This is a genomic window from Francisella frigiditurris (assembly GCF_001880225.1).
Taxonomy (GTDB): Bacteria; Pseudomonadota; Gammaproteobacteria; order Francisellales; family Francisellaceae; genus Francisella; species Francisella frigiditurris.
In genome coordinates this window covers 113,559-130,202 of the sequence record NZ_CP009654.1, presented here as the reverse complement: position 1 = coordinate 130,202, position 16,644 = coordinate 113,559, and the positions used below count along the sequence as shown (strand labels likewise).

The window sequence follows — 16,644 nt, the reverse complement described above, 5'->3', positions numbered from 1 at the left end:
TAGAAAGAAAAAAATCTTGAAAAATAATGTATGACTCTCATATATAAGAATATTGAATGTTTTTATATCTAATATAACAAAAGAGGGTTATGTAAAATGTCTAAGAAAAATTATACTTTTGAAACAGAAGTAGATAAGTTACTTCACTTGGTTATTCATTCTTTATATTCAAATAGAGAGATCTTTTTACGAGAATTAATCTCTAATAGTTCTGATGCTATTGAAAAATTAAGATATGAAAGTATCGCTAATCCAGAACTTAATGAGGGCGATACTAACTATGCTATTAAAATAGATTTTGATAAAAAAGCTAAGACTATTACTGTTAGTGATAATGGTATAGGTATGACTGAGCAAGAAGTTATTGAAAATCTAGGAACTATTGCAAAATCAGGAACTAAAAAGTTCATCGAAAATTTAACTGGTGATGCAGGTAAAGATAGTCAGCTAATAGGTCAATTTGGTGTTGGTTTCTATTCATCTTTTATAGTTGCAGATAAAGTTACAGTAAGAACTAGAAAAGCTGGAGAAAGTAAAGAAACTGCTACTAAATGGGTTTCTACTGCTGAAGAAGGCTTTTCTATTGAGAATATAACTAAAGATAGCAGAGGTACTGAAATAATCCTTCATCTTAAAAAAGAGGATTTAGATCTATTAGATTATAACTCTTTGAAGGGTCTGGTTAATAAATATTCAGACTGTATTAATACTCCTATACAAATGAAAGAAGTAGAGTTCAAAGATGGTAAGGAATTTGTTAAAGAAGAATATGAAACTATCAATAATACTAAGGCTATATGGTTAAGATCAAGAGATGAAGTTACAGATGAGGAATATAATGAGTTTTATAAATATATCTCTCATGATTTTAGTAATGCTCTTACATGGTCTCATAATAAAGTAGAAGGGAATTTAGAGTATAGTAGTCTTTTATTCATTCCGGAAAATAAGCCTTTTGATTTTTGGAATAGAGATAAAGATTATGGTTTATCTTTATATGTTAGAAGAGTGTTTATTATGGAGAATAAGGAGCTTCTTCCAGCATATTTGAGATTTGTAAAAGGTGTTGTGGATTCATCAGATTTACCTCTAAACGTTTCTAGAGAAATTTTACAACACAACAAGGTCATAGATAAAATTAAGAAAGCTACGGTATCTAAAATTTTGAGTGTATTAGCTAAGCTTGCAAAAAGTGATGCTGAAAAGTATCAGAAATTATGGGATAACTTTGGTCAGGTTCTAAAAGAAGGTGTATCTGAGGATGCAGCTAATAAAGAAAAGATTGCAAGCTTGTTAAGATTTTCGTCTACAGAAACAAATGATCCTAAGCAAACTGTATCATTAGACGATTATATTTCTAGAATGAAAGAGGGTCAAGAAACTATTTATTATATTACATCTGATAGTTTTAAAGCTGCTGTTAATAATCCTCAGTTAGAGGTATTTAAAAAGAAAGGTATTGAGGTTCTTTTACTTACAGACAGAGTAGATGAGTGGATGATGTCTTTCTTAACTGAATTTGATGGTAAGCATATGAAGTCTATTATTAAAGGTGATATAGACTTGGATAAGTTTGAAACAGAAGAAACAAAAGAAAAGTTTGAAAAAGAAACTAAAGATTTTGAAAAGGTTTTAAAAGAAGTTAAAGAAACTCTTAAAGATAAAGTGGAAGATGTAAGACTTTCTAAGAGATTAACAGATTCTCCTAGTTGTGTGGTTGTTAATGACTATGGTATGAGTTTACATATGCAAAAAATGATGGAAGAAGCTGGTCAAGCATTTATGCCTGGTATGGGTATGAAACCAGTTTTAGAACTTAATGCAGAGCATCATTTAGTGCAAAAATTAAAAGATGAAGCTGATACTGAAGTTTTTGGAGATATTTCTAATCTATTATTGATGCAAGCAATGTTTGTTGAAGGAGCTAAAATAGAGGATCCAACAGCTTTTGTGAAATTAATAAATAAATATATTAAATAATTTAAATTAAATTCTATTTTTACTAATAAAAGTATTTAATTTCTTCCAAATCATAATTCTATATCCAGTTTCATATAAATACTCTTAATAATGTTCAAAAATAAAGAAAGTGGGTAGTAACTTTTGTCTGAAAATGTTATTATTAGGTTCCATGATTTTTATATTTTCATGTGTCTAAAATGAATTCTAATACTAAAATTATTTTTGTTACTGGCGGTGTGGTTTCTTCCTTAGGAAAGGGCGTTACAGCAGCATCTTTAGCGACCCTTCTAGAGAGTAGAGGCCTTAATGTAACTATGCTTAAACTAGATCCATATATAAACGTTGATCCTGGTACTATGAGCCCATTACAGCATGGTGAAGTTTTTGTTACAGAAGATGGTGCTGAAACTGATCTTGATTTAGGACATTACGAGAGATTTATTCGTAGAAGAATGACTCAAGCTAATAACTTTACTACAGGTAGGGTTTACCAGAGCGTTTTAAAGAAAGAAAGACGAGGGGATTATCTCGGAGCAACTATACAAGTTATTCCTCATATAACTGATGAAATTAAGCTAAGAATCAAACAAGGAATAGCAGATGATATAGATGTTGCTATAGTTGAAATAGGTGGTACTGTTGGTGATATTGAGTCATTACCTTTTTTAGAAGCCATTAGACAATTAAGACAAGAGTTGGGAAGAGAAAGAACATTATTTGTACACTTGACTCTTCTGCCATATATAAAAGTCGCGGGTGAAATTAAAACGAAACCTACTCAACACTCTGTTAAAGAGCTAAGAAGTATAGGAATTCAAGCTGATATTCTTGTATGTAGATGTGAGCAAATATTTAGTGAAGAAGAAAAAAGAAAAATAGCTCTGTTTACAAATGTTAGTAATGACTGTGTATTTACTGCAGAAGATGTTAAAACTATTTATGAAGTTCCTACTAGGTATCATGAGCAAGGTTTTGATGCTAAGTTAGTTGAGCTATTATCATTAAAAGCAGGTGATGCAGATTTATCAGAGTGGAAAAATGTAGTAGATGAAATAGCTAATGTTAAAGGAGAACTTACTATAGCTATGGTTGGTAAATATGTATCTTTAACAGAAGCATATAAATCACTAAATGAAGCTTTATATAATGCTGGATATAAAAAAGGTATTAAAGTAAAAATTAAATTCGTAGATTCAGAAGAAATAAAATCGGATAATGTAGCATCTTTCTTTACTGATGTGGGAGCAATATTAGTTCCTGGAGGATTTGGTAGTAGAGGTATTGATGGTAAAATACTTGCTATACAATATGCTAGAGAGAATAAAATTCCATTTTTAGGTATTTGCTTAGGTATGCAGTTATCAGTTGTCGAATATTGTAGAAATGTTCTAGGCATAAAAGATGCAAATTCAAGTGAGTTGGATCTTAGTACGAAAAACCCTGTTGTAGGCCTTATAACAGAATGGAAAAAAGAAGACGGTACTTTAAATGTAAGAACTTCTAAGTCCGATCTTGGTGGGACTATGCGCTTGGGCGGATATAAATGTAATCTTAAAGAAGGTAGTTTGACTAAAGAGGTTTATGGTCAGGAGCAAATTATTGAAAGACATAGACATAGATATGAAGTAAACAATAACTATGTTGAAGCTTTAGAGTCAAATGGTATGGTGGTTTCAGGAAAGTGCGCTGATATGAGCTTAGTCGAGATTGTAGAAATACCAGATCACCCATGGTTTATAGCATGTCAATTCCATCCGGAGTTTACGTCAACTCCAAGATATGGTCATCGATTATTTGAAGCTTTTGTAGAAGCAGGAATAAAAAATCATTAGTTTTAAATATAAGTAGGGCTTTGTTATTTGGGTTAGAAAAGTGCTATAATCACAAAAGTGATATTTGATTGGAGAATAAATAAAATAATGAATAAACAAAGAACATTATCTATTATAAAGCCAGACGCTGTAGCTAAAAATGTTATAGGTGAAATTTATAGCCGTTTTGAAAAGGCTGGTTTGAAAATTGTAGCAGCAAAAATGAAACAATTATCAAGAAAAGAAGCGGAAGGATTTTATGCTGTACATAAAGAAAGACCATTTTTTAGCGCACTAGTAGAATTTATGATCTCTGGTCCAGTTATGATCCAAGTTTTAGAAGGTAATGATGCAATTGCTAAAAATCGTGAGTTAATGGGAGCAACAAATCCCAAAGAAGCAGCTAAAGGTACAATTAGAGCAGATTTTGCAGATAGTATAGATGCAAATGCTGTTCATGGTTCTGATGCCGAAGAAACTGCAAAAGAAGAAATTGCATATTTTTTTAGCTCTATTGAAATAGCATAATAGTTTAAAGGAGTTTTTTATGAGTTGGTTGACAAGAGTTATAAGCAGAAGCTTAGGTTTAAATTCAGAAAAGAAAAGTGTAAAAGATGGTGTTTGGAGCCAATGTCCAAGTTGTCAAGTAACTTTATATTCTGAGGAATTAGAAAATAATCAGTACGTTTGTCCTCACTGTAATCATCATCATAGAATCTCTGCTAGAGATAGATTAAACATTTTTTTAGATGATGGTACGGCAGTAGAGCATTTTGCAAATATTCAGCCTCTAGATATGCTTAAATTTAAAGATACTAAAACTTATAAAGATAGATTATCTCAAGCTAAGAAAAAAACAGGTGAAGAAGATGCTCTTGTTGTAAAAGAGGGTACAGTTCATGGACTTCCTGTAGTTGCTGCATCTTTTAACTTTATGTTCTTAGGTGGCTCTATGGGATCTGTAGTTGGAGAAAAATTTGTAAGAGGTGTAAATCTTGCTATAGAAAAAAAAGTGCCTTTTATATGTTTTACAGCTAGTGGCGGCGCTAGGATGCAAGAATCTCTGTTTTCATTAATGCAGATGGCTAAAACAAGTGCGGCATTAGAAAAGTTAGCAGAAGCTAAACTACCATACTTAGTTGTTTTAACAGATCCAACAACTGGTGGTGTATCAGCATCTTTAGCAATGTTAGGAGATATACATATAGCTGAACCAAAAGCATTGATCGGTTTTGCTGGCCCTAGAGTTATAGAACAAACAGTTAGAGAAAAGCTTCCGGAAGGTTTCCAAAGAAGTGAGTTCTTAGTTGAGAAAGGTATGGTTGATATGATTGTAGATCGTAGAAACTTAAGAGATCAAGTTTATAAGATCATAGACAAGTTATTACCGACTCTAGCTAAAATTAATGATACTCAAGCTTTAGAGCATAATGCTTAATACTTTTATGGTATATGGATGTTGATGTAAAAATATCTTCAATAATGTCTAATCAAGGTCAAAAATGTGGCCTTGAGGATATTCCTTTAATTCTTTCTAGAGTTAATTTTAATAAGAAATTCCAAATAATTACAATAGCTGGCACTAATGGTAAAGGCACTACTGTGGCTATGTTAGAAGAGTTGTTAACAGCAAATAATAAGAATGTAATTAGTCATACATCCCCTCATGTTTATGAGTTTAGAGAAAGGATCTGTATAAATAAGAAACCAATTTCAAATAATTTACTTTTAGAACTGCTAGAAAGATTACAAGAGTTAACGGAAGATTACAGCTTGGGCTATTATCAGATTGCTTTTTTATGTTGTTGTTTTTTATCTCAGAGAATACCGGTTGATTATTTGATATTAGAAGTTGGTTTAGGAGGAAGACTAGATGCTGCAAATGCTCTTGATCCTGATATTACAGCAATAACTAATATTTCCTTAGATCATTGTGAAATTTTAGGTGATACAGTTGAAAAGATAGGTATAGAAAAAGCTGCAATATGTAGGGGAAAAGTCCCTCTATTTTTAGGGTCTTCAATGCCTAATAGTGTTATTGAGTATGCAAAAGCAGCTCAAGCAAAGATTTTTGATTTGAGATATGAATCTAATCAAGTTGATTGTTTTAAAGATAGTTACAATATAGCCATGGGCATAGCTCAATATTTATTTTCGAAAATGAAAATAAGTTATATTCCTAGACTGGCACATATAAGAGCAAATGCTAGATATCTATTTTTAAAACAAGATTTGAAAAATAATAGTTATGTGGTTGTTGATGTAGCACATAATGAAGCTTCAGTAAGACATTTATTTAAACTATTAGTAGAGAAATTTAAAGATTCAGATAGAGAAATAAAATTTGAAGCTATATTTGGAATTTTAGGAACAAAGGATATAAAAACTATTTTAGAAATAGCTAAGCAATATGTCTATAGGTGGGATGTTATAGACTTACAAAAGGTAGATGATAGAGCTTTAAATATTAATAAAATTAAAGAAGAGTTTGAAAGACAAAATATGGTTTGGGTCGATTATCATAAAGATTTAAGCTCGGTTTATATGTCTAAAAGGGATACTGTAACAGTGGTTTTTGGATCATTTGTTATGGCTGGGGAATTTTTGAAAGAATATGAAAAAAATAGTTCAAAATGAAGAGCAAATGCTAGAGCTTGCTGCAGAGTATGCTAAAACTTTAGAATCTAATACGGTAATATTTTTACATGGTGATTTGGGAGCTGGGAAAACTACTTTTGTAAGAGGGGTTTTAAGAGCTCTTGGGTACACTGGAAATGTTAAAAGTCCTACCTATACTTTGGTTGAGACTTATGATTTTGAGAAGTTTAATATTTATCATTTTGATCTATATAGATTAGCTGATCCTGAAGAACTTGAATGGATAGGTATTAGAGATTATTTTGATAATAAAGCAGTTTCTTTTATAGAATGGTCGGAAAAAGGTCAAGGGTTTTTGCCAGAAGCAGATAGGCATATTTATATAAAGTATATTGAAGCTGGCACTAGGGAGTTAGATTTTAGAGATTAATATTATGAAATTTGAACCAAAGTGGATAGCATGGGAAACTACAAGAGAATGTAATCTTGAGTGTATGCATTGTCGATCTAATGCTTGTTTAGGTAGTTATAAACATCTAGATTTTTCTACTGAGGAAGGATTTGACGTGATTAATAAAATTGCGGAATTTTCTCAGCCTTGTCTAGTTCTTTCAGGTGGAGAGCCATTGTTAAGAGAGGATATTTTTGAATTAGCTAATTATGGAACTAGAAAAGGCTTAAGAATGGCCTTAGCAACAAATGGGACTTTAGTTACAAATAAAATTTGTGAAAGAATAAAAGAGAGTGGTATTAGAATTGTTTCACTAAGTTTGGATGGTTCCTGTGAGGAGACTCATGATACTTTTAGAAAACAAAAGGGTGCATTTGCAGCTACCTTAAGAGCGACAGAATTATTTAGAAATCATAATATTCCTTTTATAGTTAACTCTTCATTTACAAAACATAATCATGATGAAATAAAAGAAACATATCAATTAGCAAAAGAAATTGGTGCGACTTCTTGGTATATGTTTATGGTTGTTCCAACAGGTAGAGGTCAACAATTAATGGATGAACTTTTACATGATGAGAAATATGATGAAGCCTTAGATTGGCACTATAATATGGAGAGTGATGAAGAAGAAATGTTAGTTCGCCCAACATGTGCACCTCATTATTATCGTATTCGTTTTGAGAAAAATAAAGATCAAGGAAAAACTACTAAATCTAGATCTTTATCATTTTCAACAGGTGGATCAAAGGGATGTATCGCTGGTCAATCTATAATGACTATTGATGTTGAGGGTAACGTTAATCCATGTAGTTATTTACCATTAAAAGCAGGAAATATATTTAAGCAAGATCTAGCTGAAATATGGAATGAATCAGGAGTATTTAATAACTTAAGAAATTTTAAAGAATATAAAGGTAAGTGCGGAGCTTGTGAATATATAAAGATTTGTGGGGGATGCAGAGCTAGAGCACATTATATTAATAATGATTATATGGCAGAAGAGCCATTGTGTAATTATATTCCTAAACGGTTAAAAGCTGTCTAATTAGCTATTATATTTCTCTACGAAAGTCTTACACCATAAATATATAAAAGTTCCAAGGTATATGGCTACAATTACATCAGAAAGATAGTGGTCTATAATAATAACTCTAGTGAATGCGACTATTATTCCTAAGAGTATGACAGCTACGGTTAACCATTTTTTCTCAAAAAAATTAGCAAAGGCTAAAAGCCCAGCAAAAGATAGAGTTGTGTGGCCAGATGGCATAGAATTATAAACTTTTTTCATTGAAAAAAAGTGAAATCCAAATTTGTTATCAAAAATAAGAGCCTCAGGTCTATATCTAGCTATTATGATTTTTAAAATAGTTGTAATAATTATCGCCATTATTAATGTTAATGAAAAAGTATATAGTTGATTAGATGACTTGCCATATTTAATATGATTATGTATACAAACAATAGTCGCTACAATAGCAATTACTAACCATATTTTAGGTGAAAATATTTTAGATATGGCAGTTGCAAATTCTGCCTGATCAGAGCTGAATATATCACTATTATGTAATGTTAAAACAATATTCTGATCTAAATAATTATAAGAAAGGATAGCTAGTATAAGAGTTAAGGCACCAAAAATTATTGTATTCTTCATGAGCTTACAGTCTAAACAATTCATATTTATAAGCCTTATGGTTTTTAAAGTGTTTATATCTAGAGTATAATACTACCACAGTTATAACCAAAGATTATTTAATTTCTGATATGTTTAAAAATGGTTGGTATAAAAGAGCAACACATTTACAGTCTCCAAACTTTAATCAAAGACCTGATAATGAAGAGCCTTCTTTGGTAGTTATTCATTGTATAAGTTTACCAGTAGGTGAATACAACAATAACAATGTAGAAGATTTCTTTTTAAATAAGTTAGATATTGCTGCTCATGAAAGCTTTGAAAGTGTTGAATCTATTGCAGTTTCTGCCCACTTCTATATTAAAAGAAATGGAAAAATTATACAGTTTGTATCTGTGAATGACAGAGCTTGGCATGCGGGTAAGAGTGTTTTTAATGGGCGAGAAGGATGCAATGATTTTTCTGTAGGTATAGAATTACAAGGTTCAGATAACGAGGACTATAAAGATAGACAGTATGAATCTTTAAATAGATTGTTAGGAGATTTAAGACAGTCTTATCCAAGCCTTATAAATATAGCTGGACATGAAAATATTGCTCCAGAAAGAAAAACTGATCCAGGTAAGTTCTTTGAGTGGCATAGAGTTATTTTTTAGTATTCAGATCTAATAATTAATAATATTATCGAACTATTTTGAATTCACCATCAATTTTGGCAAAAACTACATTGTAACTAATTGTACCTGGAGATGTGTTGAATTGTAATATACCGTCGCCATCAGCAAAAGTAACATCTGCTAGTTTTCCATCGCCATAAATATTTATGAAAACATCATACTTTATAGTTGCACTATTTAGAGGCTTAACATAGTGATTACTGTTTATTTCTTCTCTAATGCTTTTTACAGTATCAACTCTAGAGTAAAGGGCTTTACTAAGGCTTTTATCTTTATAAGCAAACATTTTTCTTAACTCACTCCAATCTTCTAAACGGATGTTTGACCATATTTGCTCATAAATAGCTATAATTTCTTTTTTAGTTTTGGAATTATTTTTTATTTTTTCTCCATTTATCCAATCCCAGTGAGGTATGTTTATAGGTAGGTTAATGATTTGACTTATTTTAGTACCGTCCATATATTGACGTTTTTTAGTTTCCTCATTGTATCCATAATAAACATTACCATTCTCAAATGTAGGGTTATTTATTACTATATAGCCATTTTTATTTTGTTTAAAGTCATTTCCATCAAATATTAATTTCATGGCTGCTGTAGAATCATCTCTACTATATTTGGGATCATTGCCAAGACTTAAGGTTGTAATTTCTAAAGCATCTTCATTGCTTTGTCCGGCATGCTTAATTTGTAATTTTGTTGAAATATTACAGACCCTATCTTGAGTTTTTGTAACAATTGCTAACACTGTACCAGAATTGTCCATATATTGATTTACAGGAATAATAACATCCTCGGCATTTTGATCTGAATATATAGGGATATCATTTATAAGAACTTGATAATCACATTCTATAGAGTTTATAACAACTTCAGCATATGGTTTGTTACCTAAAGGGTTGTTTTTATCTTTTTCTATAGCTTCTAGTGGAGATGCTGCTTTTGTTACAGGATCTATAGCGGCTATAGCTAAAGTTGAGGTAAAAGATAAAGAAATAATAAGTATTAAATTTCTAAGGAAAATTTTTAATAAAATCATAGTAGGAAGAGCCTTGTAAGAATTTTTATTTTAAATATTTTTAAATATTAAGCATAATTCTACTAAAGTTAAAATTAATTAACAAATTTATTATTGATAAAACAAAGAATATGTTTTTTGATTAGCGAACTACTTTAAATTCACCATCTATTTTGGCAAAAATTACATTATAACTGTTACTAGCAGTTCCTGAAGGGGCATTAAATTGTAATATGTTATCACCATTAGCAAAAGTTGCTTCGGCTACATAACCCTCTCCATAAATATTTATGAAAACATCATTTTTAATAGTTTCATCATTTAATTCCTTAACATAATGTCCACTATTAATTTCATTTTTAATCTCATTTGATGTGTCTATCTTAGTATAATAAACCTCACTAAGCTTTCTGTCTTTACTGGCAAATATTTTTTCTAGTTTACTCCAGTCGCCTCTATGTATATCAGCCCAAATTTCTTTGTAGATAGCCATAATCTCTTTTTTAGTCTGAGAATCATTTTGTATCTTCACGGCACGATGCAACCATTTCCAATCTTTTAAATCTATAGGAAGTTTTACATTTTGACTGATTTTTGTTCCAGGCATATATTCACGTTTTTTGGTTTCGTTGTTATAGCCATAATAGAAATCACCATGTTGAAATCTAGGCCTGCTAACTAATATATAGCCATTTGTATCCTTCTCGAATGAAGTTCCATTAAATCCTAATAGCTCTTTTTCACTAGATTCTTTTATACTTTCTGTTGGGTATCCATTAAATACTAATTTAGTTATTTCTAAAGCTTCGCTATCTTTTTGATCTGTACTCTTTATTTGAAAAATTACAGAAACTTTACAAATTTTATCTTCTCTATAGCTTCCATTTTCTGATGTTATTGAAAAAGTATTAGTTCCATTTGATATATATGGATTTATAGGAATTATAGTTCCTTCAGTATTATTGTCTGAATATATAGGAAAGTCGTTTATAAGAACTTGATAGTTGTGACACTCATTAGCTGTTATGAGAACCTGAGCATATGGTTTGTGACCTAAAGGATTGTTTTTTTCATTTTTTACAATATCTAGAGGACTCGCCTCATAGTGATGAGCAGCTATTATAGTTTCTAAAGATAATCCAATTGAAATTATAATGATTATTAAAGCAATTAGTTTTTTTTGAAATAACATAGCTTCTATTTAATTTAGATTATTTGAAAAGTTTAACAATTTAGATAAATTTAAGCTACTTTTTATGGCTTATTAAATCAGATTGTGAGGCTAGTTTTCTGCAGATGTCGCTAAGTTACCATAGTGTTCTAACCATTCTCTACGATCCTTAGCTCTCTTTTTTGCTAAAAGCTTATCTAACATTTCATTATCAGAGGCTTTATCATAAGCTAAAGTTAATTGTACTAACTTTCTTGAAGTTATATCCATCGTTGATTCCCTTAGTTGGGATGGATTCATTTCTCCAAGCCCTTTGAATCTCATAATGTTAGCTTTAAGATTTTTTCCATGCTGGTTAAGAATGGCATCTTTTTCGAATTCATCAATGGCATAGAAAGTTTTTTTACCAATATCTATTCTAAAAAGAGGGGGTTTTGCAATATATATATGTCCATTTTCTATAAGCTTTTTAAAGTGTTTCAGAAACATTGCACATAACAAAGTTGCGATATGTAAGCCGTCTGAATCAGCATCTGCTAATATACAGATCTTATTATATCTAAGTCCAGATATATCATCATTATCAGGCTCTACTCCTATGGCTGTAGCAATATTGTGAACCTCTTGAGAGCTCATAATTGTATCAGCATCAAGTTCCCAGCTATTTAGAATTTTTCCTTTTAGTGGCATTACAGCTTGAAAATTTTTATCTCTAGCTTGTTTTGCTGAGCCTCCAGCTGAATCTCCCTCAACTATAAAAAGCTCTGTAGTTTTTATATCTGAGCTTATACAGTCAGTAAGCTTTCCAGGTAATCTTATCGAAGAAGACATTATTCTTTTACGAGCTGTCTTTTTGTCACTATTTATTCTTTTTTGAGCAGCTTTAAAGACATTTTCAATTATCTGTCCAGCTTCTTCGGGGTGTTGATTAAGCCATACTATGAGAATATCTCTAACAGCATTGGCTACAAAAGAAGTAACATCTTTATTTGAAAGCTTTTCTTTAGTTTGACCAGAAAATTGAGGGTTTGTTATTTTTACAGAAATTACATAGTTTACATTTACAAAAGTATCATTAGCATTTATTTTTATAGTCTTTTGTCCTAAGTTATTATTTTCTGTATATGCTTTTATTGCATCAAAAATACCATTTCTAAAACCGTTTACATGTGTTCCATCTTGAGGGGTTGGTATAAGATTTACGTAACTGTTTTTGATATTTTCAGCAGGAGCCTCACACCAGCAGAATATGGCATCTAGGTAAGATTCGCCATTAGAAAAATTATCAATAAAGAAAGGTTGTTGAGGTAATGTCTCTGCATCAAGTTTATGCTGAAAATAATCTTTTAATCCATTAGGAAAGTTCCAAGTAATATTTTCCTTTTTTGCTTCATAAAAGAATTTTATAGTGAGATCTTTACAGAGGATGGCTTTTGCTTCTAATAAATTTTTTAAAGCCCTTATGTTAATTTTTATATCATCAAAGTATTTTTTATTTGGCCAAAATCTAACTTTAGTTCCCGTATTTTTTTTGCCTACAGTACCTATTATTTCTAATTCTTTTACTTTAAAACCATCTTCAAAAACAATATGATATATTTCGCCGTTTCTTTTTATTTCGGCTTCTAACCTTTGAGATAAAGCATTGACTACAGATACTCCAACACCATGAAGACCTCCAGAATGAGTATAATTTTTATTATTAAATTTACCCCCGGAATGTAGCTTAGTCATTATTAGTTCGATACCAGACATTTGATGCTCTGGATGAATATCAACAGGCATTCCACGACCATTGTCTATAACTTCAATAGAGCCATCATTATATAAATTGATTTCTATTTTATCTGCAAATCCAGCTAAAACCTCATCGACGCTGTTATCAACTATTTCTTGTATTAAATGGTTTGGGTTTTCTGTGTTTGTGTACATTCCAGGTCTTTTCTTGACAGGTTCTAGGCCTGTTAAGACTTCAAGCGATTTTGCACTATAATCTTGCATTTTATAGAAGAATTTTTATAAGTTTAACTAGTACAAATAGTAATTATTTTTTTAAGAAATAACAACTATAAGGGATAAATATTAAAAGACCGATGAGTGGTAATATTATAAATGCTAATGATAGTGTCGTTTCAGTACCAAAAGTTAGTTGGCTCATTATTGCTGTAGTTAATGAGGCTATACCCATTTGTGAGAATCCCATTATAGATGAAGCGGCTCCAGCAGTCGCATTGAAATTTTCTAAAGCGATTGGGGTGAGTAGAGGTACTGTAAAAGATACTCCAACAAATGTTAGGGAAAGTACGAATGTTAGGCCAAACATTAACCACATGCCATCTAAATATTTAAATATTATGCTACATAAAAAGCCTGAAAGTAAACTTATGAGCATTCCTGTAGTTATGAGATTTTTGTATGGTACTGATTTACTTAGTCTTGCACAAATTAGGCTACCAATAATAACAGCAGATACTATTAAAATTAGGAAGTGTAAAAATTTTATTTTATCTAGATGTAATTTATTTAAAAGAATATCGGGGATTTCGACTAAGCATCCATAAATAATACTTATATTTAAGCCTAGCAATAAAGTTGCTACAACAAATTGATGATCTTTAAATAAAACTAAATAATTTCTTACAAAATGTTTAGTTTTTAGAGCATCTTTATTTAAGTTTCTATTTGTTTCAGGAAAAAATAATAAAACCTTCATAAAAAGAAAAAGTGCAGCACCTAGTAAAACTAAAAATATAACATGAGCTTGAATAAAAACACCAATTATGGCACCAATAGCAGGAGCTAGAGCAAAAGCAATATTCATAATTGCAAATATTGAGCCTTGTTTTTCTATTTCAAAAGCATCTTTTACTGCTACAGTTGCAATTACGCCACCAGCAGCAGCTCCAAACCCTTGCAAAAGTCGTCCATAAATTAAAGTGTCAATACTATGACTATAAAGACATATAACAGAGCTTATGATAAAGAATAAAGATCCAACAAGGATAACTTTTTTTCTGCCATATCTATCAGAAAATGGCCCATATAATAATTGACTAACTGCATAACCTAGAAGATAAGATGTGATTGTAAGTTGAACGTATGCATAGTCTGTATGAAGTAGTTTTTCTATTTCAGGTAGGGCGGGAGCATATATGGTATCTCCAAATGGCCCGAGAGAAACCATAAGTATAAGGATGAAAAGAGAAGGCTTTTTAATTCTGTTCATTATTTACCTTTTGTGGGCTAAGATCTGCAATAATAACATTTACATTCTTGGCCGGAGCTGTAGTTTTTGGTGAGCTACCAGAGCTTATAATCTCGGTACTCTCTTCTTCATCAGACTCTATCACAATTGGATCAATATGGCTAACACTTTTACCTTTATCTAAAACATGATCACTAAGGATGGTAGTATAAATAACAGCATCACTTCCAGCTTCAACAAGATAAGTATCACCATTATCAGCCTCAACAACAATCCCTTTTTCTGTTGGAATAAGTTCACCTTTTATTCCTTTAGTAAAATAAGCATCTTCAGGTGTTGTTAATCTGAGCCTTCCTAAATATTGGCCATTTATGGAGTTAAAAAAGTGTAGATATCCCTCATAATCTCCAACTACGATCATACCTTTATAATAAATGGGAGATGTTACATCTCGCCATTTTAAGATATCTTGTGTCCATAGGATATCACCAGTTGTAATATCATAAGCTTTTATTGAGCTGTCTGCTTGAGTGGTGAAAATAGCATTATCATTAATTTCTATATTATTTATTATGGATGCTTTTTTAGCCCAAAGCATTTTACCTTTATCTTTATCTATACCAACTATAGCACCTTGGTATGCAGAAAAAATTAGATAATCTCCATAAAGTAAAGGAGTGGATACAATATCAACCATTCTATCAGCAGGCGATGAGCCTTGAGAAATAGCTATAGGAATGTTTATTGTTCTGTCACCATCATCTACCGTAAAACCAAGAATTGTTCCATATGAAGAGCCAATCATAACAGTATTATTTAAAACTATTGGTGAAGAGTTTCCAGGAAGAATTAGGTCTGGGAGAATATTCGGCTCTGTCCAAAGTTGTTCACTATTTATAGCATTATAAGCTGATATACTTCCATCATGAGTATAAACATAAACTGAATTGTCATATATAGTAGGTCTAGAGAATAAGCTACTAGGAGCCGTTGTTTTCCAAAGAGTTTGACCATTATCTGTATCTAAAGCGATTAAATCGCCTTTGATTGAGCCAAAAACCACTGCATTTGCTATTGTGTTTGGTTGACTTGATATTTTTACTTCAGTATTTTCTTGCCATTTAACACTTCCATTGTCTATATCAATAGCAAAGACTTTCCCATTTTGGTTTGGAACTATTACAGTGTTATTATCATCTGTGACAGTGGGTGATAAGTTATAATTACCTATTCCCCCATTACCATTTCCTGTGGGAGTTTTCCATTTTACTGTTGTTAAAACTGCTTGAGGAGGATTTTCTTCTAAGGGTGTAGGGGGTGGAATATTACTTTTTGTACAGCTAACAACTGTAAAAGTACAAATTAAAGGAATAACTATTTTCTTAAAAAGGTTTTTCATGTTAGATAATGCTATTTATTTTTTTATTTAATAAATTGTCGATATCAGGGTTTGTATTTAGAGTTTGTGCTTTTTTCCAAGTCTGAGTAGCTTTCTCAATATCGCCTTTTGCTTGATAAGCATCGCCTAGAATTAGTAGTGTATAAGAGGTTTGCTGTGATGTTGCTATCGAATCTATGGTTGAGATTGCTTTGTCTATTTGGTTAGTAGCTATATACAGTCTAGCTAATCTAGTTTTTGTGACATTAGTTAGATTATTACTAGGATTTTCTTTTGCGCTATTTTCAAGAATAGAGATAGCTTTATTATAGTTTGCTTTTCCATTACTATCAGCAGTTTGAAGGTTCTTAATATCAAAGCTGTTAAAGCTAGTATTATTAATAGCATCACTTGCTAAATACCAACTAGAAAAAATAGCAAAAGCAGTATGAGGATACTCCTGAACTACTTTTGAAAAACCATTTGTTTTTGAAGAGCTTGAAATGTTTGAATTTTCATACTCAAGTATAGCCTTTTGATATTCTGTAGCTGCTTGTAGCATTTGCTCTGCATTTTCATGTTTCTTATATTGCCATACAGCTAGAGATATAACAGCTATCACTATTATTAAAGTTAAACCATAAACTAACTTCTTTTGCTTGTTTGGTAAGTCATTTAGAAGTTTTTTCATAAGATTTTCTAAGTTAACAAAATTTTATTTCTAAATCTTATCA

At 31.1% G+C, this 16,644-nt stretch carries 15 protein-coding genes; 8 read left to right on the top strand and 7 right to left on the bottom strand.

What is annotated here, in order from left to right; genetic code table 11:
- Positions 1-96 precede the first annotated feature (96 nt).
- From htpG to KX01_RS00695, 7 genes are all read left to right on the top strand, one after another.
- Positions 97-1,980, top strand: a complete 1,884-nt coding sequence (gene htpG, locus KX01_RS00725; protein ID WP_071663175.1) for a molecular chaperone HtpG — start codon at positions 97-99, stop codon at positions 1,978-1,980.
- 179 nt (positions 1,981-2,159) lie between these two features.
- Positions 2,160-3,794 carry a CTP synthase gene (locus KX01_RS00720; protein ID WP_071663174.1) on the top strand — a complete coding sequence of 545 codons (1,635 nt, stop codon included), beginning with the start codon at positions 2,160-2,162 and terminating at the stop codon, positions 3,792-3,794.
- Positions 3,795-3,881: 87 nt separating this feature from the next.
- A complete protein-coding gene (gene ndk, locus KX01_RS00715) occupies positions 3,882-4,301 on the top strand; it encodes a nucleoside-diphosphate kinase (RefSeq protein WP_071663173.1) in 420 nt (139 codons plus the stop codon).
- Positions 4,302-4,320: 19 nt separating this feature from the next.
- Positions 4,321-5,211: an acetyl-CoA carboxylase, carboxyltransferase subunit beta gene (accD, locus tag KX01_RS00710; RefSeq protein ID WP_071663172.1), complete on the top strand. Its 891-nt coding sequence runs from the start codon at positions 4,321-4,323 to the stop codon at positions 5,209-5,211.
- A 14-nt stretch (positions 5,212-5,225) separates the two neighbouring features.
- Complete coding sequence (locus KX01_RS00705; RefSeq protein ID WP_071663171.1) at positions 5,226-6,410, top strand: bifunctional folylpolyglutamate synthase/dihydrofolate synthase; 1,185 nt, start codon at positions 5,226-5,228, stop codon at positions 6,408-6,410.
- A complete protein-coding gene (gene tsaE, locus KX01_RS00700) occupies positions 6,388-6,801 on the top strand; it encodes a tRNA (adenosine(37)-N6)-threonylcarbamoyltransferase complex ATPase subunit type 1 TsaE (protein WP_071663170.1) in 414 nt (137 codons plus the stop codon). The genes KX01_RS00705 and tsaE overlap by 23 nt, the downstream gene beginning before the upstream one ends.
- Positions 6,802-6,805: 4 nt before the next feature.
- Positions 6,806-7,870: a radical SAM/SPASM domain-containing protein gene (locus KX01_RS00695; RefSeq protein ID WP_071663169.1), complete on the top strand. Its 1,065-nt coding sequence runs from the start codon at positions 6,806-6,808 to the stop codon at positions 7,868-7,870.
- Here the strand turns inward: KX01_RS00695 and KX01_RS00690 are convergent, their stop codons facing one another.
- On the bottom strand, positions 7,871-8,506 hold the full coding sequence (locus tag KX01_RS00690; protein ID WP_071663168.1) for a phosphatase PAP2 family protein: 636 nt from the start codon (positions 8,504-8,506) through the stop codon (positions 7,871-7,873). It abuts the gene before it with no gap.
- A gap of 86 nt (positions 8,507-8,592) precedes the next feature.
- Between KX01_RS00690 and ampD the strand changes: the two genes are divergently transcribed.
- Positions 8,593-9,117 carry a 1,6-anhydro-N-acetylmuramyl-L-alanine amidase AmpD gene (ampD, locus tag KX01_RS00685; protein ID WP_071663167.1) on the top strand — a complete coding sequence of 175 codons (525 nt, stop codon included), beginning with the start codon at positions 8,593-8,595 and terminating at the stop codon, positions 9,115-9,117.
- Between the two features lie 25 nt (positions 9,118-9,142).
- On the opposite strand, the gene KX01_RS00680 is transcribed toward ampD, so the two are convergent.
- From KX01_RS00680 to KX01_RS00655, 6 genes are all read right to left on the bottom strand, one after another.
- A complete protein-coding gene (locus KX01_RS00680) occupies positions 9,143-10,177 on the bottom strand; it encodes a hypothetical protein (protein WP_071663166.1) in 1,035 nt (344 codons plus the stop codon).
- A 121-nt stretch (positions 10,178-10,298) separates the two neighbouring features.
- Positions 10,299-11,348: a hypothetical protein gene (locus tag KX01_RS00675; RefSeq protein WP_071663165.1), complete on the bottom strand. Its 1,050-nt coding sequence runs from the start codon at positions 11,346-11,348 to the stop codon at positions 10,299-10,301.
- Positions 11,349-11,438: 90 nt separating this feature from the next.
- Entirely contained in the window at positions 11,439-13,328 is a 1,890-nt protein-coding gene (gene parE / locus KX01_RS00670) for a DNA topoisomerase IV subunit B (RefSeq protein WP_071663164.1), read from the bottom strand.
- Positions 13,329-13,371: 43 nt separating this feature from the next.
- Entirely contained in the window at positions 13,372-14,553 is a 1,182-nt protein-coding gene (locus KX01_RS00665) for a multidrug effflux MFS transporter (protein WP_071663163.1), read from the bottom strand.
- Positions 14,540-15,931: a PQQ-binding-like beta-propeller repeat protein gene (locus tag KX01_RS00660; protein WP_071663162.1), complete on the bottom strand. Its 1,392-nt coding sequence runs from the start codon at positions 15,929-15,931 to the stop codon at positions 14,540-14,542. The genes KX01_RS00665 and KX01_RS00660 overlap by 14 nt, the downstream gene beginning before the upstream one ends.
- A 1-nt stretch (position 15,932) precedes the next feature.
- Positions 15,933-16,601, bottom strand: a complete 669-nt coding sequence (locus KX01_RS00655; protein ID WP_071663161.1) for a YfgM family protein — start codon at positions 16,599-16,601, stop codon at positions 15,933-15,935.
- Between the last annotated feature and the right edge of the window lie 43 nt (positions 16,602-16,644).

Coding starts and splice junctions, on each gene's coding strand:
- htpG (WP_071663175.1), top strand. CDS start 97: ATGTCTAAGAAAAATTATACTTTTGAAACAGAAGTAGATAAGTTACTT.
- KX01_RS00720 (WP_071663174.1), top strand. CDS start 2,160: ATGAATTCTAATACTAAAATTATTTTTGTTACTGGCGGTGTGGTTTCT.
- ndk (WP_071663173.1), top strand. CDS start 3,882: ATGAATAAACAAAGAACATTATCTATTATAAAGCCAGACGCTGTAGCT.
- accD (WP_071663172.1), top strand. CDS start 4,321: ATGAGTTGGTTGACAAGAGTTATAAGCAGAAGCTTAGGTTTAAATTCA.
- KX01_RS00705 (WP_071663171.1), top strand. CDS start 5,226: ATGGATGTTGATGTAAAAATATCTTCAATAATGTCTAATCAAGGTCAA.
- tsaE (WP_071663170.1), top strand. CDS start 6,388: ATGAAAAAAATAGTTCAAAATGAAGAGCAAATGCTAGAGCTTGCTGCA.
- KX01_RS00695 (WP_071663169.1), top strand. CDS start 6,806: ATGAAATTTGAACCAAAGTGGATAGCATGGGAAACTACAAGAGAATGT.
- KX01_RS00690 (WP_071663168.1), bottom strand. CDS start 8,506: ATGAATTGTTTAGACTGTAAGCTCATGAAGAATACAATAATTTTTGGT.
- ampD (WP_071663167.1), top strand. CDS start 8,593: ATGTTTAAAAATGGTTGGTATAAAAGAGCAACACATTTACAGTCTCCA.
- KX01_RS00680 (WP_071663166.1), bottom strand. CDS start 10,177: ATGATTTTATTAAAAATTTTCCTTAGAAATTTAATACTTATTATTTCT.
- KX01_RS00675 (WP_071663165.1), bottom strand. CDS start 11,348: ATGTTATTTCAAAAAAAACTAATTGCTTTAATAATCATTATAATTTCA.
- parE (WP_071663164.1), bottom strand. CDS start 13,328: ATGCAAGATTATAGTGCAAAATCGCTTGAAGTCTTAACAGGCCTAGAA.
- KX01_RS00665 (WP_071663163.1), bottom strand. CDS start 14,553: ATGAACAGAATTAAAAAGCCTTCTCTTTTCATCCTTATACTTATGGTT.
- KX01_RS00660 (WP_071663162.1), bottom strand. CDS start 15,931: ATGAAAAACCTTTTTAAGAAAATAGTTATTCCTTTAATTTGTACTTTT.
- KX01_RS00655 (WP_071663161.1), bottom strand. CDS start 16,601: ATGAAAAAACTTCTAAATGACTTACCAAACAAGCAAAAGAAGTTAGTT.